This is a genomic window from Pseudomonas sp. 8209 (assembly GCF_028682105.1).
Lineage (GTDB): Bacteria > Pseudomonadota > Gammaproteobacteria > Pseudomonadales > Pseudomonadaceae > Aquipseudomonas > Aquipseudomonas palmensis.
Genome location: NZ_JANIAH010000009.1, coordinates 1 through 21,655, shown reverse-complemented (window position 1 = coordinate 21,655; position 21,655 = coordinate 1). Strand labels below are relative to the sequence as shown.

At 64.3% G+C, this 21,655-nt stretch carries 18 protein-coding genes, 3 tRNA genes and 1 pseudogene; 17 read left to right on the top strand and 5 right to left on the bottom strand.

The features are described from left to right. The first annotated feature begins 142 nt into the window (after positions 1-142). The 13 genes from NP552_RS19535 (at position 143) to NP552_RS19475 (ending at position 12,562) form a co-directional block, all read left to right on the top strand. Positions 143-3,019 (top strand): FimV/HubP family polar landmark protein, encoded by a 2,877-nt coding sequence (locus NP552_RS19535; RefSeq protein ID WP_274097064.1) that lies wholly within the window; start codon positions 143-145, stop codon positions 3,017-3,019. A gap of 119 nt (positions 3,020-3,138) precedes the next feature. After that, a complete protein-coding gene (truA, locus tag NP552_RS19530; protein ID WP_054916657.1) occupies positions 3,139-3,984 on the top strand; it encodes a tRNA pseudouridine(38-40) synthase TruA in 846 nt (281 codons plus the stop codon). Between the two features lie 38 nt (positions 3,985-4,022). Then, a complete protein-coding gene (locus NP552_RS19525) occupies positions 4,023-4,643 on the top strand; it encodes a phosphoribosylanthranilate isomerase (RefSeq protein ID WP_274097063.1) in 621 nt (206 codons plus the stop codon). A 283-nt stretch (positions 4,644-4,926) separates the two neighbouring features. Further along, positions 4,927-5,847: an acetyl-CoA carboxylase, carboxyltransferase subunit beta gene (gene accD, locus NP552_RS19520; protein WP_043862846.1), complete on the top strand. Its 921-nt coding sequence runs from the start codon at positions 4,927-4,929 to the stop codon at positions 5,845-5,847. Then, complete coding sequence (folC, locus tag NP552_RS19515) at positions 5,844-7,151, top strand: bifunctional tetrahydrofolate synthase/dihydrofolate synthase (RefSeq protein ID WP_274097062.1); 1,308 nt, start codon at positions 5,844-5,846, stop codon at positions 7,149-7,151. The genes accD and folC overlap by 4 nt, the downstream gene beginning before the upstream one ends. Continuing rightward, positions 7,135-7,779 (top strand): SPOR domain-containing protein, encoded by a 645-nt coding sequence (locus NP552_RS19510; RefSeq protein WP_274097061.1) that lies wholly within the window; start codon positions 7,135-7,137, stop codon positions 7,777-7,779. The genes folC and NP552_RS19510 overlap by 17 nt, the downstream gene beginning before the upstream one ends. A gap of 100 nt (positions 7,780-7,879) precedes the next feature. Further along, positions 7,880-8,434, top strand: a complete 555-nt coding sequence (locus NP552_RS19505; RefSeq protein ID WP_043862843.1) for a CvpA family protein — start codon at positions 7,880-7,882, stop codon at positions 8,432-8,434. A gap of 41 nt (positions 8,435-8,475) precedes the next feature. Then, the gene (purF, locus tag NP552_RS19500) at positions 8,476-9,981 is read left to right on the top strand and encodes an amidophosphoribosyltransferase (RefSeq protein ID WP_043862842.1); all 1,506 of its coding nucleotides are present in this window, start codon (positions 8,476-8,478) and stop codon (positions 9,979-9,981) included. 16 nt (positions 9,982-9,997) lie between these two features. Continuing rightward, a complete protein-coding gene (locus tag NP552_RS19495; RefSeq protein ID WP_043862841.1) occupies positions 9,998-11,209 on the top strand; it encodes an O-succinylhomoserine sulfhydrylase in 1,212 nt (403 codons plus the stop codon). Positions 11,210-11,220: 11 nt separating this feature from the next. Then, entirely contained in the window at positions 11,221-11,979 is a 759-nt protein-coding gene (locus NP552_RS19490) for an SDR family oxidoreductase (RefSeq protein ID WP_167400232.1), read from the top strand. Positions 11,980-12,160: 181 nt separating this feature from the next. Then, positions 12,161-12,236 (top strand) — tRNA-Val (locus tag NP552_RS19485). 77 nt (positions 12,237-12,313) lie between these two features. Beyond that, a tRNA-Asp gene (locus NP552_RS19480) sits at positions 12,314-12,390 on the top strand. A gap of 95 nt (positions 12,391-12,485) precedes the next feature. After that, a tRNA-Asp gene (locus NP552_RS19475) sits at positions 12,486-12,562 on the top strand. Positions 12,563-12,720: 158 nt separating this feature from the next. Here NP552_RS19475 and NP552_RS26130 read toward each other — a convergent pair. Together NP552_RS26130 and NP552_RS26125 are read right to left on the bottom strand one after the other, a co-directional pair. After that, a complete protein-coding gene (locus tag NP552_RS26130; protein WP_370409650.1) occupies positions 12,721-13,551 on the bottom strand; it encodes a methyl-accepting chemotaxis protein in 831 nt (276 codons plus the stop codon). A 27-nt stretch (positions 13,552-13,578) separates the two neighbouring features. Continuing rightward, positions 13,579-14,538: pseudogene (locus NP552_RS26125) on the bottom strand (methyl-accepting chemotaxis protein); the annotation flags it as partial. Between the two features lie 363 nt (positions 14,539-14,901). On the opposite strand from NP552_RS26125, the gene NP552_RS19465 reads away from it, so the two are divergent. Next, entirely contained in the window at positions 14,902-15,780 is an 879-nt protein-coding gene (locus NP552_RS19465; protein ID WP_058541085.1) for a DUF2242 domain-containing protein, read from the top strand. 287 nt (positions 15,781-16,067) lie between these two features. Here NP552_RS19465 and NP552_RS19460 read toward each other — a convergent pair whose 3' ends face one another. Then, positions 16,068-17,108, bottom strand: coding sequence for an AraC family transcriptional regulator (locus tag NP552_RS19460; RefSeq protein WP_274097059.1), 1,041 nt, complete (start codon positions 17,106-17,108; stop codon positions 16,068-16,070). Positions 17,109-17,111: 3 nt separating this feature from the next. Further along, positions 17,112-18,233: a carbon-nitrogen hydrolase family protein gene (locus NP552_RS19455; RefSeq protein ID WP_274097058.1), complete on the bottom strand. Its 1,122-nt coding sequence runs from the start codon at positions 18,231-18,233 to the stop codon at positions 17,112-17,114. A 188-nt stretch (positions 18,234-18,421) separates the two neighbouring features. On the opposite strand from NP552_RS19455, the gene NP552_RS19450 reads away from it, so the two are divergent. Then, positions 18,422-19,558 carry a hypothetical protein gene (locus NP552_RS19450; protein ID WP_274097057.1) on the top strand — a complete coding sequence of 379 codons (1,137 nt, stop codon included), beginning with the start codon at positions 18,422-18,424 and terminating at the stop codon, positions 19,556-19,558. A gap of 17 nt (positions 19,559-19,575) precedes the next feature. Beyond that, positions 19,576-20,628: a hypothetical protein gene (locus tag NP552_RS19445; RefSeq protein WP_274097056.1), complete on the top strand. Its 1,053-nt coding sequence runs from the start codon at positions 19,576-19,578 to the stop codon at positions 20,626-20,628. Between the two features lie 25 nt (positions 20,629-20,653). Here the strand turns inward: NP552_RS19445 and NP552_RS19440 are convergent, their stop codons facing one another. Then, positions 20,654-21,034 (bottom strand): RidA family protein, encoded by a 381-nt coding sequence (locus NP552_RS19440; RefSeq protein WP_043862834.1) that lies wholly within the window; start codon positions 21,032-21,034, stop codon positions 20,654-20,656. 468 nt (positions 21,035-21,502) lie between these two features. Between NP552_RS19440 and tssD the strand changes: the two genes are divergently transcribed. Beyond that, positions 21,503-21,655: type VI secretion system tube protein TssD (tssD, locus tag NP552_RS19435; RefSeq protein ID WP_274097110.1), on the top strand; the 153-nt coding region annotated here is incomplete at its 3' end.

Genomic DNA, 21,655 nt, shown 5'->3' with positions numbered 1-21,655 from the left:
GAAATACTGGAAGTGAGCGGCCGTCACGCGCTTGCGGGGCACCTTGCCAACATGATCCGGTGGTCATGCCAGTCAAATGCCTCACGGCGGTTTTTCACTTTCTTCTCGGTAGCCGGGGAAGGTTCATACAAAGGATGAGGTCATGCTTCGAATTCGCAAACTGGTGTTAGCAATAGCCGCGGCATCGGCGCTGTCCTCGGGTATGGCGCATGCGCTGGGGCTGGGCGAGCTGACCCTCAAGTCGGGGCAGAACCAGCCGCTGGATGCCGAGATCGAATTGCTCGATGTGCGTGACCTCACTCCCGCCGAAGTGGTGCCCAGCCTGGCGCCGGCCGAAGAGTTCAGCAAGGCCGGGGTCGAACGCCAGGCGTACCTCAACGACCTGACCTTCACCCCGGTGATCAACCCCAGTGGCAAGAGCGTGCTGCGGGTGACCTCCAGTCAGCCGCTGCCGGCCCCTATGGTCAAGTTCCTGGTGCAGGTGATGTGGCCCCAGGGCCGCCTGCTGCGCGACTACAGCGTACTGATCGACGCCTCCAAATTCTCTCCCGAAGCGGCCCAGGCGGCTTCGGGCGTCACCCCTGCGGTGACCGCGCCCGCCCGCCACACCACCGTGCGTCGCGACACCTTGTGGCAGATTGCCGCCAAGGCGCGCCAGGGTGGATCGGTGCAGCAGACCATGCTGGCGATCCAGGCGCTCAACCCCGATGCCTTCTACAACGGCAACATCAACCAGCTCAAGGTTGGCCAGGTACTGCGTCTGCCCGACCAGCAGCAGATCGCCGCCATCCCCCAGGGCCAGGCCGTCAAGGAAGTGGCCGAGCAGTATGCGGCCTGGCGTGAGGGGCGCCGTCTGGGCCCGCGTGCGCGCCAGCTCGACGCCACCCGGCGTGACGCGGCCGGCGCCGCCCCGGCGCGTATCGCCCAGCAGGACAACCTCAAGCTGGTGGCACCCGGCGGCAAAGGTGCGGCTGGCGACAGCAAGGCCCTGGCCGACAAGCTGGCGATGGCCGAAGAGAGCCTCGACACCACCCGGCGTGACAACGCCGAGCTGAAAAGCCGTGTGGCGGATCTGCAGAGCCAGCTGGACAAGCTGCAGCGCCTGATCGAACTGAAGAACGACCAGCTGGCGCGCCTGGAAGCCCAGAGCGCCGCGCCGGCGAGCGTGCCTGCGCCCGAGCAGCCGGCGATCGATGCCCAGTTGCAGCAGGCGGTACCGAGCGAAGCGGTGGTGTCCCCGGCGCCGGCTGCCGTGGATACCGCGCCGGTGGCCGAAACGCCGCCGGCTGCCGTTACCCCGAGCGATTCGGACAAGATGCTCGACGACCTGCTGGGCAACAGCTGGCTGCTGGCGCTGATCGCAGGTTCAGCCTTGTTGGTGCTGTTGTTGCTTCTGCTGCTGTTGGCGCGCAAGCGTCGTGCCCAGCAGGAGGCTGAAAAGCACATGCGCATGGCGCGAGCCCTGGCCGAGGAAAGCGACCTGGGCCTGGGGCCGGACATGGACCTGCCGCAAAGCAGTTTCGAGGGCCTGGAGGTCTCCGCGCCGAGCGTGACCCTGGCGCCGGGTGTGGTGGCGGCCTCCGCTGCAGCGGCTGCGGCTGCCGAGGTAGCACCCACCTATGACAGGCTGGACCCGGAGTCCGAACTGGAGCTGGAGCCGGAATTCGAGCCCAAGCCGGTCCCCGTGGTCCAGCCCGCGCCCGAGCCGGTAGAGGTTCCGTCTCCGGCCCCGGCTGCGGTGGTGGCACCGGCCGTCATCGCGCCTGCCATGCAGGCACCGGCCGAGGACGCCCCCGCGCCAAATGATGATGCCCTGCTGGCGGAAGTCGACCTGAGCATTGCCCGCGGTCGTCTGAACCATGCCGCCGAGCTGCTGGAGCCTGCGGTGGAGCAGGCCCCCGAGCGCGCCGACCTGCGCCTGAAGCTGATGGAAGTCTATGCCCGCCAGGGCGACCGTGACGCCTTTGTCGGCCACGAGCGCCAACTGGTTGCCAATGGTCAGAACCACGCCGATGTCGAATCGCTCAAGCAGCGTTACCCGGCCATGCTCGGCGTGGCCGCAGCGGGCGTCAGCGCTGCGGCCCTGGCCGCCGAGCTGGATGCCCAGTATGTGCAGGACCTGCTGCAGGACGACCCGCAGCCCGAGCCGGCAATCGAGTTGCCGGGCGAAGACGACCTGGACAGCGCCTTCGACCTGAGCCTGGATGACCTGGAGGGGTTGGAAGGCCTTGAAGACCTCGAAGGTCTCGAGGGCCTGGCAGACCTTCAGATCGATGATCCGCAGGCCCCGCAGGCCACGCCGCCTGCCGATATCGCGGCGCTCGACGACCTCGATTTCGATACCCTGCTGCAAGAGCAGACCCAGGCCCAGGCCCAGGCCGAGACGCCAGCGCCGCACGTGCCCGACGTGCAGGAGCAGGCAGTGACTGAAGTGCCGGCCGAGACACCCGCCGAGGTGCCTGCCGAGCCGATGCCCGAACCTGCACCGGTCGAGCCTGAGCCAATCCTGGATGACCTGTCCGACTTCGACCTCGACATGGGCGCCGACCTTGCGCCACCGGCGCCTGAAGCTGCACCCGCCGCTACGCCTGAAGCGCCACTGGATATCGAGGCCCAGTTGGCGGCGTTCGATGACTCACTGGGGCTGGACGACAGCTTCCCGGACCTGGCCGATGATTTCGACCTGTCCCTGGCCGACGAGCCGGACCCGCTGGACGCCAGCTTTGCCGCCGAGCTGGACGACGTCAATGCCGAGCTCGACAAGCTCTCGCAGAACCTCGAACAGCCTTCCATCGCGCCGCACTTCACCGCCGAAGACGCCTCCGACCTGATGCTCGACGAGCCGGAGTTCGACTACCTCTCCGGTACCGACGAAGCCGCCACCAAGCTCGATCTGGCACGTGCCTACATCGACATGGGCGACAACGACGGCGCCCGCGAGATACTCGACGAAGTGATGAAGGAAGGTACCGAGACCCAGCGCAAGGAAGCCATCGAACTGCGTTCGCAGATGAGCTGAACGCCCACCTGAAAGGCCAACGGCAGCCCTCGTGGCTGCCGTTGTCGTTATAATCCGCGCCATTGCGTAAACCGACAGGCTGTATCCCCTTGGAAATCATCGATAACGCCGCAGCCGAAATGGCCGCCGAAGGCTTTTTCAGAATCGCGCTGGGCGTGGAATACAAAGGCACCCGCTACCGTGGCTGGCAACGCCAGGCCAGTGGCGTGCCGAGCGTGCAGCAGACCCTCGAGGAGGCGCTGTCGAAGGTCGCCGACTCGCCAGTGTCGCTGCAGTGCGCCGGGCGTACCGATGCCGGCGTGCATGCCAGCGGCCAGGTGGTGCATTTCGACACGCGGGCGGTGCGCAGCATGAAGGCCTGGACCATGGGCGCCAACATCAACCTGCCGCATGACGTCAGCGTGTCGTGGGCCAGGCAGATGCCGGCGCACTTTCACGCGCGCTTCAAGGCCATTGCCCGGCGCTACCGCTACGTGATCTACAACGACCAGATCCGCCCGGCGCACCTGGGCGACCAGGTCACCTGGAATCACCGCCCACTCGATGCCGGGCGCATGGCCGAAGCCGCAGCCTACCTGGTGGGCACCCATGACTTCAGCGCCTACCGCGCCGGCCAGTGCCAGGCCAAGTCGCCGATCAAGCAGATCCATCACCTGCGGGTGAGCCGGCATGGGCGCATGATCGTGCTGGATATCCGTGCCAGCGCCTTCCTGCACCACATGGTGCGCAACATTGCCGGCGTGCTGATGACCATCGGCGCCGGCGAGCGTCCGCCCGAGTGGGCCAGGGAAGTGCTCGAAAGCCGCGTGCGTCGTACCGGCGGGGTGACCGCGCACCCGTTCGGGCTGTACCTGGTGCAGGTGGAATACCATGACGAGTTCGAACTGCCCGAGCGTTTCATCGGGCCACATTTCCTTACGGGTTACGAGTCGTTGACGGCTGACGGCCCGCAAGGCATTTGCTAACATCCGGAGCTTTCCGGTTCAGCTGAGGTTCACAGGCCATGTCCGCCGTTCGCAGCAAGATCTGCGGGATTACCCGCATCGAGGATGCGCTGGCCGCGGCCGAGGCGGGCGCCGACGCCATCGGGCTGGTGTTCTACGCCAGAAGTCCGCGGGCGGTGAACGTGCAGCAGGCGCGGGCGATCATCGCTGCACTGCCGCCCTTCGTCACCACCGTGGGCCTGTTCGTCAACGCCAGCCGCTGTGAGCTAAACGAGATCCTCGACGCCGTGCCGCTGGACCTGCTGCAGTTTCATGGCGACGAAACTCCGGCCGACTGCGACGGCTACCACCGTCCCTGGATCAAGGCCCTGCGGGTTCGCCACGGGGATGACCTGGAGGCCGGCTGCCAGCAGTACGCCAAGGCCAGCGGCATCCTCCTCGACACTTTCGTGGCCGGCGTTCCGGGCGGAACCGGCGAGGCGTTCGACTGGTCCCTGATACCCGAGCACCTGAGCAAGCCGATCATCCTGGCTGGCGGCCTCTCGGCCGACAATGTCGGGGCGGCCATCGCCCAGGTGCATCCTTATGCAGTGGACGTCAGTGGTGGGGTGGAGCAGGCCAAGGGCATCAAGGATCCGGCCCGCATCGAGGCGTTCATGCGCGCGGTGCGCCAGGCGTGAGGGGCGGGCGAATGCTCGATGTGACGGCTGGCGGTGCGCCATCGTCCATAGCTTTCGCAGCCCGTTGCTGCCGGATCGCGCCCACGGGTCGATCGAAATTACCGGGTGACGCCACCGGCGTCGCCTTTACAGGTTGACGATGAAGCTGGGGCAGGGTGGTACCGCGCTGAACGCGCACCGCCGGCCACGGTTCATCATCGCGTCATACACGAATTGAGCTCAAGGGCATACGCGTGACCCGGCAACTTTTGCCTGCCGGTCGCCGCTACTGGAGAAAGAAAGCATGAGCAACTGGTTGGTAGACAAACTGATCCCTTCGATCATGCGTTCCGAGGTGAAGAAGAGCTCGGTACCCGAAGGGCTGTGGCACAAGTGCCCGTCCTGCGAGGCCGTGCTGTATCGTCCGGAGCTGGAAAAGACCCTGGATGTGTGCCCCAAGTGCAATCACCACATGCGCATCGGCGCACGTGCACGCATCGACATCTTCCTCGACGCCGAAGGCCGCAATGAGCTGGGTGCCGACCTGGAGCCGGTCGACCGCCTGAAGTTCCGCGACGGCAAGAAGTACAAGGACCGCCTGGTTGCTGCGCAGAAGCAGACCGGCGAAAAGGACGCCCTGGTTTCCATGAGCGGTACCCTGCTGGGCATGCCGGTGGTGGTCAGTGCGTTCGAGTTCTCCTTCATGGGCGGTTCGATGGGTGCCATCGTCGGCGAGCGTTTCGTGCGTGCCGCCAACTATGCCCTGGAAAACCGTTGTCCGATGGTCTGCTTCTCGGCCTCGGGCGGCGCGCGCATGCAGGAAGCGCTGATCTCGCTGATGCAGATGGCCAAGACCTCCGCCGTGCTGGCGCGCCTGCGCGAAGAAGGCATTCCGTTCATCTCGGTTCTCACCGACCCTGTTTACGGCGGCGTTTCGGCCAGCCTGGCAATGCTCGGCGACGTGATCGTGGGCGAGCCCAAGGCGCTGATCGGCTTTGCCGGCCCACGGGTTATCGAACAGACCGTGCGCGAAAAACTGCCTGAAGGCTTCCAGCGCAGCGAGTTCCTGCTGGAGCATGGTGCCATCGACATGATCATCGCCCGATCCGAACTGCGCCCGCGCCTCGGCAATCTGCTGGCACAGATGATGGGCCTGCCGACGCCGAAGTTCGTCGCCCCCGTGATCGAGCCGATCGTGGTACCACCGGTGCCTGCCAACGTATGACCCAGCGCACCCTGGGCGAGTGGCTCGCCTACCTCGAGCAGTTGCACCCGTCGACAATCGACATGGGCCTGGAGCGTTCGCGGCAGGTCGCAACGCGCCTCGGGCTGGGCCAGCCCGCGCCTCGGGTGATTACCGTTACCGGCACCAATGGCAAGGGCTCTACCTGTGCCTTCGTGGCCAGCCTGCTGCAGGCCCAGGGCCTGAAGGTCGGGGTCTACAGCTCGCCGCACCTGCTGCGCTACAACGAGCGGGTGCAGATCGACGGCCAGCAAGCCAGCGATGCGCAGCTGTGCCAGGCATTCGCCGCCGTCGAAGCGGCGCGTGGCGAGACCTCCCTGACCTACTTCGAGGCCGGTACCCTGGCGGCGTTCTGGCTGTTCCAGCAGTCGGCGCTGGACGCCGTGGTGCTTGAAGTTGGCCTGGGCGGGCGGCTCGACACCGTCAACCTGGTGGACGCCGACCTTGCCGTGGTCACCAGTATCGGTGTCGACCATTGCGATTTCCTTGGCGATACCCGTGAGTCGGTGGCCTTCGAGAAGGCCGGGATTTTCCGTGCCGGCAAGCCGGCGCTGTGTGGCGACCTCGACCCGCCGCAGCCGCTGCTGGACAAGGCACGCGAACTAGGCTGCCGGTTCCTGCTGCGCGGACGCGACTTCGACCTGTCCAGCACCGACCAGTACTGGCAGTGGCGGGGCGTGGATGCGCACGGCAATGCTGTCGAGCTGCACGACCTGCCGTTGCTCGATCTGCCCATGGAAAACGCGGCGCTAGCGTTGCAGACCTACCTGCTGACCGGCCTGCCCTGGAATGCCGCGCAGATCGCCCAGGCACTGCGCGACACCCGTATCGTCGGGCGTCTCGACCGTCGCCAGTTCATCTGGCAGGGCAAGCACCTGAGCATTCTGCTCGACGTCGGCCATAATCCACATGCGGCCCAGTACCTCGCTCAGCGCCTGGCTTCGCGCCCGGTGGCCGGCAGGCGCCTGGCGGTGTTCGGCCTGCTGGCTGACAAGGACCTGGCCGGGGTGATCGAACCTCTGCATGCGCAAGTGGCCCACTGGGCGGTTGCGCCACTGGACACCGCCCGCAGCCGGCCTGCAAGCGAGTTGCAGGCCGCGTTGCAGAACCTTGGCGCCGACTTGAAGTCGTATGCAAGCGTCGCCGACGCCCTTGACGGGCAGTGCGCGCAAGCGACGGCAGACGACCAGATCCTGTTGTTCGGATCATTTTTCTGTGTCGGCGAGGCCCTGCAGTGGCTGAGCCGGCAGACCATGGAGGACGGGGCAAATGGCGTTGCTGGATAAAGTCGTCAAGCAGCGGATGGTGGGCGCGCTGGTGCTGGTGGCACTGGCGGTGATCTTCCTTCCGATGCTGTTCACCCGTGAGGACGAGCTGCGCCAGGTGCATGTCGAGGCGCCCGCCGCCCCGTCTGTGCCGGCCTTGCCGCAGGTGCATGTGGAGCCGGTGGAGGTGCCCGAGCCGCAGGTGATCCAGGATGAGGCGCTCACCGCCCAGGAACCCAGCGCACCGAGCACGCCCATTGCCCCGGCACCGGTGGTGACTGCACCCACCCCAGCGCCCGCCGCGCCGGTGGCGGAGGCCAAGCCGGCCACGCCTGCGCCGGTCAGCAAGCCTGCGGCGGCCCCGGCCAAGCCGGTTGCCAGTGCACCTGCCAAGGTCGATGGCAATGGCCTGCCGGTGAGCTGGTCGGTGCAACTGGCCAGCCTGTCCAACCGCGCCAATGCCGAGAACCTGCAGAAAACCCTGCGTAGCCAGGGCTACAACGCCTATATTCGCTCGGCCGAAGGTACCAACCGGGTGTTCGTCGGGCCGCTGATCGAGCGTGCCGAAGCCGAGCGCCTGCGCGATGTGATCAACCGCCAGCAGAACCTCAAGGGTTTTGTGGTGCGCTTCCAGCCCGAACGTAGCTGACCCCCCCGCCGTCCGGCCGCCGCCGGACGGCAAATCACCGCTTACCGATAGCCCACCGCTCTGGTAAAATGCGCCGCCTTATCCGTTTGCAGGCAGCACTGTGGCATTTACCTGGGTCGACTGGGCGATTCTCGCGATCATCGCCGTTTCTTCGCTGATCAGTCTCAAGCGCGGTTTCGTCAAGGAAGCCTTGTCGCTGCTTACCTGGATCATCGCCGGTGCGGTCGCCTGGATGTTCGGTGGCGGTATCTCGCAGTACCTTGAAGGCTACATCCAGACGCCATCGGCGCGGGTGATAGCCGGATGTGCCATTCTTTTCGTCGCCACCTTGCTGGTGGGGGCAATGATCAATTTTCTGATCGGCGAGCTGATTCGCGTCACCGGGTTGTCCGGGACCGATCGCTTCCTGGGCATGGCGTTCGGCGCCGCTCGCGGGGCCCTGCTCGTCGTGGTGGCGGTCGGGCTGCTGAGCCTGGGGCCGGTACAACAGGACCCGTGGTGGCAGGAGTCTCGCCTGCTGCCACAATTTCTATTGGTGGCTGACTGGTCGAAAAACCTCATTCTGGGGCTGACCAGCCAGTGGCTAGCCAGCGGAATCAGCGCACCGGCTGATCTCCCGTTTCAAGAACAGTTGCTTGGGCCCAAAGCGCCCTGAGTGCTGATCCGTCAAGTTTCATAATGTAGGGGTTGCGTCGCATGTGTGGCATCGTCGGTATCGTCGGTAAGTCGAACGTCAATCAGGCGCTGTATGACGCGCTAACCGTGCTCCAGCACCGCGGCCAGGATGCTGCCGGTATCGTTACAAGCCATGATGGCCGACTATTCCTGCGCAAGGACAACGGCCTGGTACGTGACGTGTTCCAGCAGCGTCACATGCAGCGTCTGGTGGGCCACATGGGCATCGGTCATGTGCGCTACCCGACTGCGGGCAGCTCGACCTCGGCCGAGGCCCAGCCGTTCTACGTCAACTCGCCGTATGGCATCACCCTGGCGCACAACGGCAACCTGACCAATGTGGAGCAACTGGCCAAGGAGATCTACGAGTCCGACCTGCGCCACGTCAACACCAACTCCGACTCCGAAGTGCTGCTCAACGTATTCGCCCATGAGCTGGCGGTGCGCGGCAAGCTGCAACCGACCGAGGAAGACGTGTTCGCCGCCGTGACCGACGTGCACAACCGTTGCGTGGGTGGCTACGCGGTGGTGGCGATGATCACCGGCTACGGCATCGTCGGCTTCCGCGATCCGAACGGCATCCGCCCGATCGTGTTCGGCCAGCGTCACACCGACGAAGGCGTCGAATACATGATCGCCTCCGAAAGCGTCTCGCTGGACGTGCTCGGCTTCACCCTGATCCGCGACCTGGCGCCGGGCGAAGCGGTGTACATCACCGAAGAAGGCAAGCTGCACACCCGCCAGTGCGCCATCGCGCCCAAGCTTTCCCCCTGCATCTTCGAGCACGTTTACCTGGCCCGCCCGGATTCGATCATCGACGGTGTGTCGGTGTACAAGGCGCGCCTGCGCATGGGCGAGAAGCTTGCCGAGAAGATCCTGCGCGAGCGTCCCGAGCACGACATCGACGTGGTCATCCCGATTCCCGACACCAGCCGTACCGCGGCGCTGGAACTGGCCAACCACCTGGGCGTGAAGTTCCGTGAAGGCTTCGTCAAGAACCGCTACATCGGCCGTACCTTCATCATGCCCGGCCAGGCCGCGCGCAAGAAGTCGGTACGCCAGAAGCTCAATGCCATCGAGCTGGAGTTCCGCGGCAAGAACGTGATGCTGGTCGACGACTCGATCGTGCGCGGCACCACCTGCAAGCAGATCATCCAGATGGCCCGCGAAGCCGGCGCGAAGAACGTTTACTTCTGCTCCGCCGCGCCAGCGGTGCGTTTCCCCAACGTCTACGGCATCGACATGCCGAGCGCTCATGAACTGATCGCGCACAACCGCAGCACCCAGGACGTGGCCGAACTGATCGGCGCCGACTGGCTGGTCTACCAGGACCTGCCGGACCTGATCGAGGCTGTAGGTGGTGGCAAGATCAAGATCGAGCATTTCGATTGCGCGGTATTCGATGGCCAGTACGTGACTGGCGACATCGACGCCGCCTACCTGGACAAGATCGAGCAGGCGCGCAACGACGCCTCCAAGGTCAAGAACCAGGCGGTCAGCGCGATCATCGACCTTTACAACAACTGACAAGGGGAGCAACGGCATGACACAGCAATGGGATGCCGGGCGCCTGGACAGCGACCTCGACGGGGTCGCTTTCGATACGCTGGCGGTACGCGCCGGCCAGCATCGCACGCCGGAAGGTGAGCACAGCGACCCGCTGTTCTTCACTTCCAGCTACGTGTTCCGTACGGCGGCCGATGCCGCTGCGCGGTTCGCCGGCGAGGTTCCAGGCAACGTCTATTCGCGCTACACCAACCCGACCGTAAGGGCCTTCGAGGAGCGCATCGCCGCCCTGGAAGGCGCCGAGCAGGCGGTCGCCACCTCCACAGGCATGTCCGCGATCCTGTCGCTGGTGATGGCCTTGTGCAGCGCTGGCGACCACGTGCTGGTCTCGCAGAGCGTGTTCGGTTCGACCATCAGCCTGTTCGAGAAGTACTTCAAGCGCTTCGGCGTGCAGGTCGACTACGTGCCGCTGGCCAACCTGGCTGGCTGGGAACAGGCGATCAAGCCCAATACCAGGCTGCTGTTCGTCGAGTCGCCGTCCAATCCGCTGGCCGAGCTGGTGGACATCGGCGCGCTGGCCGAGATCGCCCATGCCCGGGGCGCGCTGCTGGTGGTGGACAATTGCTTCAGCACTCCGGCCCTGCAACAGCCATTGAAGCTGGGCGCAGACATCGTCATGCATTCGGCGACCAAGTTCATCGACGGCCAGGGCCGCTGCATGGGCGGCGTGGTCGCCGGACGCAATGAGCACATGAAGGAAGTGGTGGGCTTTCTGCGTACTGCGGGGCCGACGCTGAGCCCGTTCAACGCCTGGGTGTTCCTCAAGGGCCTGGAAACGCTGAACCTGCGCATGCGCGCCCACTGCGCCAATGCCCAGGCCCTGGCCGAGTGGCTGGAGCAGCAGGACGGTGTCGAGAAGGTGCATTACGCCGGCCTGCCAAGCCACCCGCAGCACGAGCTGGCCAAGCGCCAGATGCGCGGCTTCGGTGCGGTGGTGAGCTTCGAGGTCAAGGGTGGCAAGGAGGGCGCATGGCGCTTCATCGACGCCACGCGGCTGATTTCGATCACCGCCAACCTGGGTGACAGCAAGACCACCATCACCCACCCGGCCACCACCTCCCACGGCCGTCTGGCGCCGCAGGAGCGTGAGGCCGCCGGGATTCGCGACAGCCTGATCAGGGTTGCCGTGGGCCTGGAAGACGTGGGCGACCTGCAGGCCGACCTGGCGCGCGGTCTGGCGGCGCTGTGATCGACTGGTCGGTGAGCGAGAGCAGCCACAACGGGCGTGTGGCGCTGGTAACCGGCGCTGCACGCGGGATCGGCCTGGGCATCGCGGCCTGGCTGATCAGCGAGGGCTGGCAAGTGGTGCTCACCGACCTGGATCGGGCCCGTGGCGCGAAGGTGGCCAAGGTGCTCGGTGACAACGCCTGGTTCGTCGGCATGGACGTGGCCGACGAGGCCCAGGTGACGGTGGGCGTGGCCGAGGTGCTGGGGCAGTTCGGACGCCTGGATGCGCTGGTGTGCAACGCGGCGATTGCCGACCCGCACAATACCACCCTCGAAAGCCTCAGCCTGAACCACTGGAACCGCGTGCTGGCGGTCAACCTGGGTGGCCCGATGCTGCTGGCCAAGCACTGTGCGCCTTACCTGCGCGCGCATTGCGGCGCCATCGTCAACCTGGTGTCCACCCGTGCGGCACAGTCCGAACCCGATACCGAGGCCTATGCTGCGAGCAAGGGCGGGCTGCTGGCCCTGACCCACGCACTGGCCATGAGCCTGGGCCCGGAGATCCGCGTCAACGCTGTCAGCCCTGGCTGGATCGATGCGCGGGACCCTTCGCTGCGCCGTGCTGAGCCCTTGAGCGAGGCCGACCATGCGCAGCACCCGGCGGGCAGGGTAGGGACCGTAGAAGATGTGGCGGCGATGGTGGCATGGCTGTTGTCGCGCAACGCGGGTTTTGTCACCGGCCAGGAGTTCGTGGTGGACGGTGGCATGACCAAGAAGATGATTTACACGTAAGCGGCAGGCTTCACGCGGCACGTTGCAAGAACCTGTGCAATCGGCTTTTGATTCTGCTTTTACTTGCAGCTTGTTGCTTGAAGCCTGCAGCTGTTTTTTTACGAAAGTGAAAAAAACTTCAACACTGGTATTGACTTAGGTTCGATACCTGCGTAAATTTCACCACCTCAGCGAAGCACACGGGTGATTAGCTCAGCCGGGAGAGCATCTGCCTTACAAGCAGAGGGTCGGCGGTTCGATCCCGTCATCACCCACCACTTCCTGAGATGTTCCTGGCCCGACACTTTCGAAAGACGGTGTTACCAGAGAGGAACAGGACGCAAGTCCACTATGCGCAGCGGTAGTTCAGTCGGTTAGAATACCGGCCTGTCACGCCGGGGGTCGCGGGTTCGAGTCCCGTCCGCTGCGCCACTTTTCTCCAGATCGGTTCAACAACCGGTTTGAGGTCCGAAGCCAAGGCTTCAGGCCAGATCCCAGTTTCAAACAGGTGAAAGCCTGTGCGATACGCAGCGGTAGTTCAGTCGGTTAGAATACCGGCCTGTCACGCCGGGGGTCGCGGGTTCGAGTCCCGTCCGCTGCGCCATATCCGCCTCGAGGCCCTTGAACTCCTCGAAGCAACAAAAAAAGCGACCTTAGGGTCGCTTTTTTTGTGCCTGCAGAAAAGCCTGGCCGCCAAGGCTGGCACCTGCTGGCGACGTACTGCCTGCAGGTGCCGGCCTTGCTGGCGAAAGAATATGCCCCTCAGACCTTGAAGCGCGAAAGCAGCCCTTGCAGCTCAGTGCCCAGGCGCGCCAGCTCTGCCGCCGAGGTGGCAGTGTGCGCCGAGGCGGTGGACGTCTGTTCGGCCACATCACGCACACTGATCACGCTGCGACCGATCTCTTCGGCTACCGCGCTCTGCTGTTCGGCGGCGGTCGCGATCTGCACGTTCATGGCCTGGATGTGCGTGACCGTGTGTGTGATGGCCTGCAGCTCCACGCCTGCCTCATTGGCCAGCCCGACTGTCGTACCGACCATGCCCTGGCTGGTGTGCATGCGTTCTGCAGCCCTCTGCGCACCCTGCTGCAATGACCCGATCAATGTCTCGATCTCTGCGGTGGACTGCTGGGTGCGTTGGGCCAGCCCGCGCACCTCATCGGCCACCACGGCGAAGCCACGCCCGGCCTCGCCGGCACGTGCCGCCTCGATGGCGGCGTTGAGCGCCAGCAGGTTGGTCTGCTCGGCGATGGCATTGATCACCGTCATCACACTGCCGATGCGTTCGCTCTCTTCGGACAACCTGCCGACGGCGTCGGCGGAGGTGCCGATGTCGTCGGCCAACTGGTCGATCTGGGTCAGTGCGCGCTGTACCACCAGATTGCCCTGGCTGGCCTGGCTGTTGGCCTGGCGGGTGGCGGTACTGGCCTGCTCGGCATTGCGCGCCACTTCCTGCACCGTGGCTACCATTTCGCTCATGGCCGTGGCGACCTGGTCGGTCTCCAGTTTCTGGCTGTCGACGCCGGCACGGGTCTGTTCGGTGATGGCCGAGAGCTGCTCGGCCGCCGCTGACAACTGAGCGGTAACGGTGCCCACCTGGCCCAGCACACCGCGCAGGTTGTCGCCGCTTTGGGAGAGGGCTAGGAGCAACTGGCCAAACTCGTCACGGCGCAGCTCGCTGCTGTTATCCCTCAAGTCGCCGGCACCGATACGACGCGCGATCACTACGGCCTGCTGCAGCGGCTGGGTGATCTGGCGGATGATCACCCAGCCGATCGCACCGCCCAGCAGCATGGCGCCAACCAGCAGCCCGAGCATCAGCGCACGGCTGTGGCTGGACTCGTCGACGCTGAGCTGATTCTGGCGTGCGATCAGCGTATTGATCGCTTCCAGGCTGGTTTCGATATTGCTCACCAGCACCGTACGGCTGCGGGCCTGCTGCTCGACATCGCGGGCAAAGCGCTCGGCCAGTTGCAGGTACTGGTCCAGGTCGGAGGGCAGTCTACCCAGTTGCGGGTGGCCGCTGCCCAGGCGCTTCACGCTGTCATTGGCGCGTGTGTGGGCCTCACGCACCGTGTCCAGGCGTTTGGTGCTGCCCTCGCGCATCATGGCCAGGCTGTTCTGGCGCAGGTCGCTCAGGGCGTCGTTGAGGGTGGCAAGGTCGCGACGGACGTTGCCGGCGTCGTCCTGGTACAGCGCCTGGGTCAGTGTACGGACATCGTTCTGCAGGCTGCTGCCCAGGCGCTCGGAATCGGCCTGGATGCGGCCTATGTCCTGCTGGGCGGTTTGCAGCTGGCGAAACTGCTGCATGTAGCCCTGCATGTTTTCCAGCACGTGTTGCAACTGCTGCCTGGACACTGCGTCGTCCAGGCGCTGGAGGTTCTCCTCGATCAGCGCCACCAGGGTGCTGTAAGAGGTGTTCAATTGCGCCGCAAGGTTTTCATCGCCGTGGTGTTCATACGACAGGCGCGCGGCGCGAATGTCATTGGTGTGGTCGAGCACGTGATTGACCGACACCAGCCGATCGGCACGGGTGGTCAGGGTGTTGAGGCTGCGAATGCCGATCACGGCGAGGAGCGCCATCAGCAGCACGATACTCGCGAAACCGAGGGCCAGCTTCACTTTCACCGATATGTTTTTCACCTTGAATGCTCCTGGGTCGATGGTCAGTGGCTGACGTAGTGGCGTATTGCCATTTTCTGTCGCATGCCGGGCCAGTATCGATGGGCTCAAGGTGTAGCGGGGAGTCAGACATTTCCCGGTATGACGTGGGAAAGCTGGTTAAATAGTGAGCGAAAAAAATCGCGACCAATGGTTCAGGACGGCTGTGTAGTGCAGGCCAGCCGCTGTGCAGGTGAAATTTAGTGCCGGATCGCCCGGTTGCGGTTTCAGTCATCTGCGGATGTGATGCACAATAGGCGCCGACCGTTTTTCGCAGGATTTTCAATGTCAAAGTCAACCGTCTTCACTGCGCTCGGGCTGGCCCTTGTGCTGGCGGGCGTTGCCGGCTGTTCCTCGAAGAAAGCCGCCATCTACGAACACGAGAACTTCGACGACTCGGGCACCTTCTCGCGCAGCTTTCCGGTCAGCGAAGCAGGTACCTGCGAGGCTGCCCGGCGCGCGCTGCTCAGCCAGGGCTACATCATCACCACCAGCGAACCGGGCCAGGTCAATGGCAACAAGAGCTTCCAGCAGACGGGCGACTCGCACCTGCAGATCAGCTTCAACGTGGTCTGTGCCAACGACACCGGTTCCGGTCAGCGCTCGACCATGTTCGCCAATGCCCTGCAGGACCGTTATGCGCTGAAAAAATCCAACACTTCGGCCAGCCTCGGGGTGGGTGTGCTGGGGTCGGTGTCGATGCCGATCGGCTCGTCGGACGACTCCATGGTCAAAGTGGCCAGCGAAACGGTGACCTCGCCCAAGTTCTACGAGCGCTACTTTGCGTTGGTCGAGAGTTTCCTGCCCAAGCCGAGCAAGAAGGCCAAGGTCGAGCCCAAGGCCGAACCCGCCAAGCCGGCTCTCGACCTGGGAGTGCCCGAACCTGCGCCTGCTGCGCCAAGCGCTCCGGCCGTCGAGGCCGCGCCGGCGCAGGCTCCGGCCCCTGCGGCACCTGCCGAGGTCGCAGCGCCGGTGGTGGCGGTACCGGCAGCGCAAGCGCCGGCTGCACCGCTGGTCGACGACAGCAAGAGCTCGCAGCCTGTGGCGCCGCCCCAGGATGCGGCGCCGATCACGGTCGAACAGACTGCACCGCCCACCGAGCCTGCCGCCGCACCGGCGCAGCCTCCAGCGGCCCCGACGCCCGACGCGCCTGCGCCACTGTGACGCATCGGATAAATCATCGATTGCCTGCTACGTTTATCTCAATGGGCTGAGCGCTTGTAATTTTCGCTGGCTTGCCAGCGAAGGGCGAGCCACCTTGCGCCAGCCTGTCACGTCACGGTCATTTTTTCTTCACCTGGGCACTTTAGGGTGAAGCACGACTCAATGACATGATCGAGAAAATCAAGGAGCAGGCAATGGACGACTATCAAGAAGAACTGCTGGAACACCGCGCATTCGAACTCGACCCGCCAGAGCCGGCCGAAGACGCTACCGAGCTCTGATCGGGCTCATGCGCCCCGCCGCTGGCTGCGGCGAAAGTCCCCCGGCGTCACGCCGTTCCAGCGCTTGAATGCGCGCTGGAAGGCCTCTGCCGACGCAAACCCCAGCAGGTAGGCTATTTCGCCAAAGGCCAGCTCCGTGTCGCGGATGTAGGTCACAGCCAGATCGCGGCGCGTGTCGTTCAGAATCGCCCGAAACTGCGTGCCTTCCTCGGCCAGCTTGCGCCGTAAGGTCCACGTGGGCAGTTGCAACTGCGCCGCCACTTCACCCAGGTCCGGTTCACGTCCGCCGTTGAGCAATGGCCCCAGCAGATGGGCGATACGCTCAGCCAGGCTGCGCATGCGCGTGCGCTCCGCCAGTTCCTGCTCGCATAGCTGCAACAGGTGCTGCCAGGTGCTGGGGCAATGGGCCGGGTTGCGCAGCGCCAGGCTGGCGCGGTCCAGGCGCAACTGATTATGTGTGGCCCCGAACTGCACCGGGCTGCTGCACAGGCTCTGGTAACGGTCGGCATAGGCGGGCGCGCAAAACTCGATCTCCATGCGCTCCGCCTGCACTGCCACCCCCACCAGCCCCGACAGTTGTGCCAGCCAGCCGGCCAGTACCGAGTCGACCACGAAGCGGTTGTAGTCGTTGTACGGGCTGATCGAATAGAAGCGCAGCCAGGCGCCCTGATTGTCCTCATGGAGGCTGGACTGGCCACGGTAGTTGGCGGCGTACAGCGGCTCGAAACGCACCAGCGTACGCGCGGCCTCGCCCAGGGTAGGGGCCTGGGCGGCGGCTACACCGGCCAGGCCGGCCTGGTTCAGGCGGCTCAGGCGGCCCATGTGCAAGCCCAGCGCCGGTTCGTTGCTGAGTGCAATGGCGGCATGCCCCAGGTGCATGTAGCGCGGAATCGACAGGCGCGCACCGGCTTCGGCCAGCCGTGCAGGCGCAAGCCCGTAGCGTTGCAGAAGGGGGGCCGGATCATGCCCCAGTTGCTGCAGCGCCTGCGCAAGGCTCTGGATGAATCCCACCGACAGATCCCCCAGGCGTACCCGTGGTCGGTTCATCGGTTACAGCCAGAGGTTGAGCAGGCGCGCGCCGGGATGACTGCTGGCACTGACGTAGTGCCCGTCGCGGCAGGTGAAGCCCAGGCCGTCGCCGGCAATTTCCCAGAACTGGCCGCGCAGGAACACGCTCAGCAGGGCGGTATCGGCGCTTTGGCCGTGGCCGATCAGGCGCTGCCAGGCCTGGCCTTCCTCGACCTGGCCGGCCTTGAGCGGCAGGCTCACGGCCATCGGCTGGTGGCGGTTGCCGCGCCAGGGGGCGGTCCAGCTGTCTCGGCCGCTGATGAAGGCGGGTACCGCGATCAGTTGTGCCGACTGCGCGGCCAGTTGCTGGTAGTTGGCCGGGTACCAGCTGTCGCTGCCCACCAATACGCCGAGGCGGCCTGCGGGTGTATCGAATACTTGCAGCGGATAGGCATCGCCGCTGCGGATGAAGCGGCGCACTTCACTGTCGGGGTATTGCTGGCGTTGCGGCTGGCCGATCACCTTGCCGTCGCTGGCGAATACCACGCCGTTGTTGTACAGCGCGCCGCTGCCGCTGTGAAGGATGCCTTGCTCTGCATACGGCGTGGGCAGCACGATGGAACCGGCCACCAGGGTCACGCCGAACTCCCTGGCCAGGCCGCCGAACAGTTGCTGGTAGTCGGCTGCCATCTGCGTGGCCTTCATGCGCAGGTGCGCATCGGCGCGGCGGTCGTCGCCCTCGGCGTTGAACATCGCCAGCCCGTAGCGCAGCGGGTTGCTCAGCTCCAGCCATTGCCAGGCCTCCTGCAGGCGGGTGACCTGGTACAGCTCTTTCTTTTCGCCGCGGGCCCACAGCCAGGTGCCGATATGCTCGGGCAGGACCACGATCGTGCGCGGGCCGACCAGGCCCTGGGTGCGAGCGTGTTCAAGGTAGGCGGCGAGCTTGCGGTGCAGCAGGGCCAGGTTCTGGTAGTCGCCCGGATACAGCAGTGGCTCGATGCCCAGCAGATTGCCCTTGTCGGCGGGCACGCCCTGGTTCAGCGCCACTTCAACGCGAAGGTCGGACAGGTAGTGGCCGGCCGGGCGTTGTTCGGTCCACAGGCCATAGCCCAGGAGCATGGCAGTCAGAACAAGCGCCAGGGCGCCAAGCAGAAGTTTTCGCATGGAATCAGATGTATGTCCGCAGTTGCGTCGAGGGTACTGGAAACAGGGGGTTGGTGAAACATATCCTGCTCGCACTGGGCCCTGAGTCGAAGCATAGGACTGCTGCAGGCGTCTTAAATACTGGCGCACTTGCTATTTGCCATGGCGGATCTATCGTCGTTGTTACAGCCTTCCAAAGGATTGGCATCATGACGATACGGCTGGTCAGACTGCTGGTCATGGGCGGGGCCGCGCTGCTCGCATCCTGTGCGCTGTTCAACCCTTATGTGCAGAGTATCGCGCCTGAAACAAAGACTGCCACTGGCTCGCAACTGGCCAGCAAGATCCGCATGGAGCTCCAGGGCAAGACCAACGGATTGGCCTACTGGCAGTCGGGATCGTCATTGGCGCTGGCAGGTGCGCTGGGTCTTGGGGGCTACAAGGCCGTCACTGCAGGCAACGGTCACCAGGTGGCAGCGCTTGCGGCTGGCAGTGCATCGCTCTATGGTTTTTCCGCTGCGCAGTACAAACCCACCAGAGAGCAGCTTTATCACCGTGGCGTGCAAGCGGTGATGTGTGTCGAGTCGATATACGAGCGGGCCAGCCTCGAGGAGGGTAACGAGCTGATAAGGCGCATCGCCCAGCTGAAGGCTGGCTCTGGAGCCGTGTCGATTACCAATGCCTACTCGTTGTATGGCGCGATTTCCAGGGCGAAGGCATTCGACAGGGTGTACAAGGAGAAACTGGTCGAAATCGTCGCGGCGCTCAATAACTACCTGGCTGCATTGCAGCCTGCCCCTGAGGTGACGTACCGGATCATCTCCGACGCGATCGGGTCACGGCCGGTTCCCCCGCCGGACGGCACGAAGAACGCGTGGTCAGCCGGCCTGGCGCCTATTTCCATCAATGGACGTTTCAATGCCCAGCAGCAGCTCCAGGCGGCCTTGCTGGCCGATGAGGCCAATGAATGGATTGCGCGCATCTACACCACTGTACCGGGCTTTGACAGTGATGCTCCCGGTTGCAACCCGTTTCAGGGGCAAGTGCCCTCGATCAAAGGGCTGCCATCCGGATCCACACTGGACATGGTGGCAGGCGGGCAGGAGCGCTTTCTGATCCTGAACTCCTCCGGCGACCTGCGCATCACCTACGCAACCCAGGACTCAGCCGATCAGGGCGCTGCCGAAATCAGGGTGATTACTGAAAACAGAAGCTACTGGGTGGAGGTCAAGGCGCTCAGGCAGACCCAGAAACCGCTGAAGGCCTATCTGACGGATAGCCAGAAGGGCGAAGTCACCATCGACTTCTATATCAGTATCTCCGCCGCTCCTGCGGCTGGTCCTTGAGCTGGGGGGGATCGAGAATGTCTGGCCCAACGGTACTGTCCGGGCTTGCTGCGGGCTTTCTGCTCGCCGCGTCAATGGCTTCAGGCGCCGAGGATTGCGGTACGCCTGGCACACTGACCAGCAGCAAGGGTGATTCCCGAGTGTTGGTGACGCGAGTGTTCAAGGATGGCTCGATCGCCGTGCGTGCGCGGCTGGCAGTGAATCCGGATGGTGGCAAGGGCGCCTACACCGTTGGCGATCATGGGTTCACCTATATCGCCAACGGCCTTTCGATCATGCGCAAAGGTGTCCGCTATCGATGCGACCTTGATTGCCGAAACGCTTTTCTGAAGGCGGAACTCAAAGGGTTTGCCGAGCACACGCCCGAGTTCTGCGTGTATGCCATGGAAGTCGAGCCCTTTGCGCCAGGGCAGGCCAGAACATCCTGCGGCAATGGGCGCTACCTCATCGGAAATGGCAAGGGTCGCCTGCGCAAGGGGCCGCTGCTTGACACCGTGAGCGGCGCCACGGTGCAGAGCTATGTTTCCACCACCTCATTGCGCCACAAGGTGGATGGCCAGGTGCAACCTCTGGACTCCGAGACACTGCCCATAGCGGTGGCCGCCAAGGCGAGCATGCTGGGATCGATCGTCTGGGTCGCAGGCAAGGGCCTGCACGACACGTTCGCGCTTGTGGGCGAAAGCGGGCCGGCTTTTGGCGAAGGCTCAATCGCGCTGCACCAGTTGTTGCACACCAATGCAATCACCGCACAGGCATCCGGCCCTATCCCTGTGGGGCAGCGCTGCAGCGCTGTCGAGTCAGGCCTGACGCCCCCTTTTCGGTCCTCCCCGGACAAACCGGGTGACGGCTGCCGGAAAGGGCGAGCAGCCAGCAGCGCCAGCGATATCCGTGCCTACAACGGTATCAGCGAGCCAGTCGATTTCGTCGTGCTTGGCCAGGCCGGATTTTCCCGCAAAGGCGGGTTGATCGAGCAGACGGTGACTCGGCAGTCGATCGATGAGGCGGCTGCGCGAGCCGGCTATACCCAGCAGCGTATTCGTCAGATGCTGGCCTGCCTGCCGCGGTCCTGAGCCAGGTGACCGCCTACGGCTGGTCTCAGCCCTTGGCCGCCATGGCCGTCACTTCCACGCGCATGCCTTCGACCGCAAGGGCGGCCACGCCAACTGCGGCCCGCACTGGCCATGGTTTGGCGAAAAAGCGCTGGTACACTGCATTGAAGGCGGCGCGGTCGGCCATGTCGGTGAGGTAGATGGTCAGGTGCATGACCCTGTCCATCGAGCTGCCGGCGCGCTCCAGTGCCACCTTCAGGGCTTGCAGGGTGCATTCGCTCTGCAGGGTGATATCGCCCAGTTCCAGGCTGCCGTCTGCCCGGGTCGGGATCTGGGTGGAGACCAGCACGCCGCCGAAACCGACAACGTCGGAGGAGATGGAGTCGGCATCGAGATCGGGAACGAAGGTGAGGTCGTGGTTGGCCATGGGCAGCTCTCGTTTGAGGGGGGAACAAGTTGGCCGACAGTTTACAGGGTCATGGCACATGAGGTGCGATGACGAGCGCATTCAGTCGTCAGTGAGTGGGTGCCTGTCGGCGACGATCGATCGGTCAGTCGACGCTCGTTTTGCCTCTTGAAATGCTCGCGGCCGATTTCCCCAACTGCGCAACTTCTTGCGCACTCAAATGTGGATAACCCTGTGCATACATTGCTGCAGGCTATACTCAACGTGGCCTGCAGCCAACTGCGCAACTTCTTGCACAGTACTGCGCAAGAAGTTGCGCACTTTTTCGGGTTTTCTCGCGTAAAAGTGCTCAGAAAACGTACAGTAAAAACACAAGCTACTGATTAACAACAACTAAATTTCAATTGGCACGCGTCTTGAATTGTCTCCTTGCAGTCGCACGGCATTTTTCGCCTGTTCGGCTTCACTTTTTGCAAGGAGCAAACCCCCATGGCAACACCTGCCTACATGTCCGTCACCGGCACCAAACAAGGCCTGATCACCGCCGGAGCCTTCACCGCCGATTCGGTCGGCAACACCTACCAGGAAGGCCACGAAGACCAGGTCATGGTCCAGGGCTTCAACCACGAAGTGATCATCCCA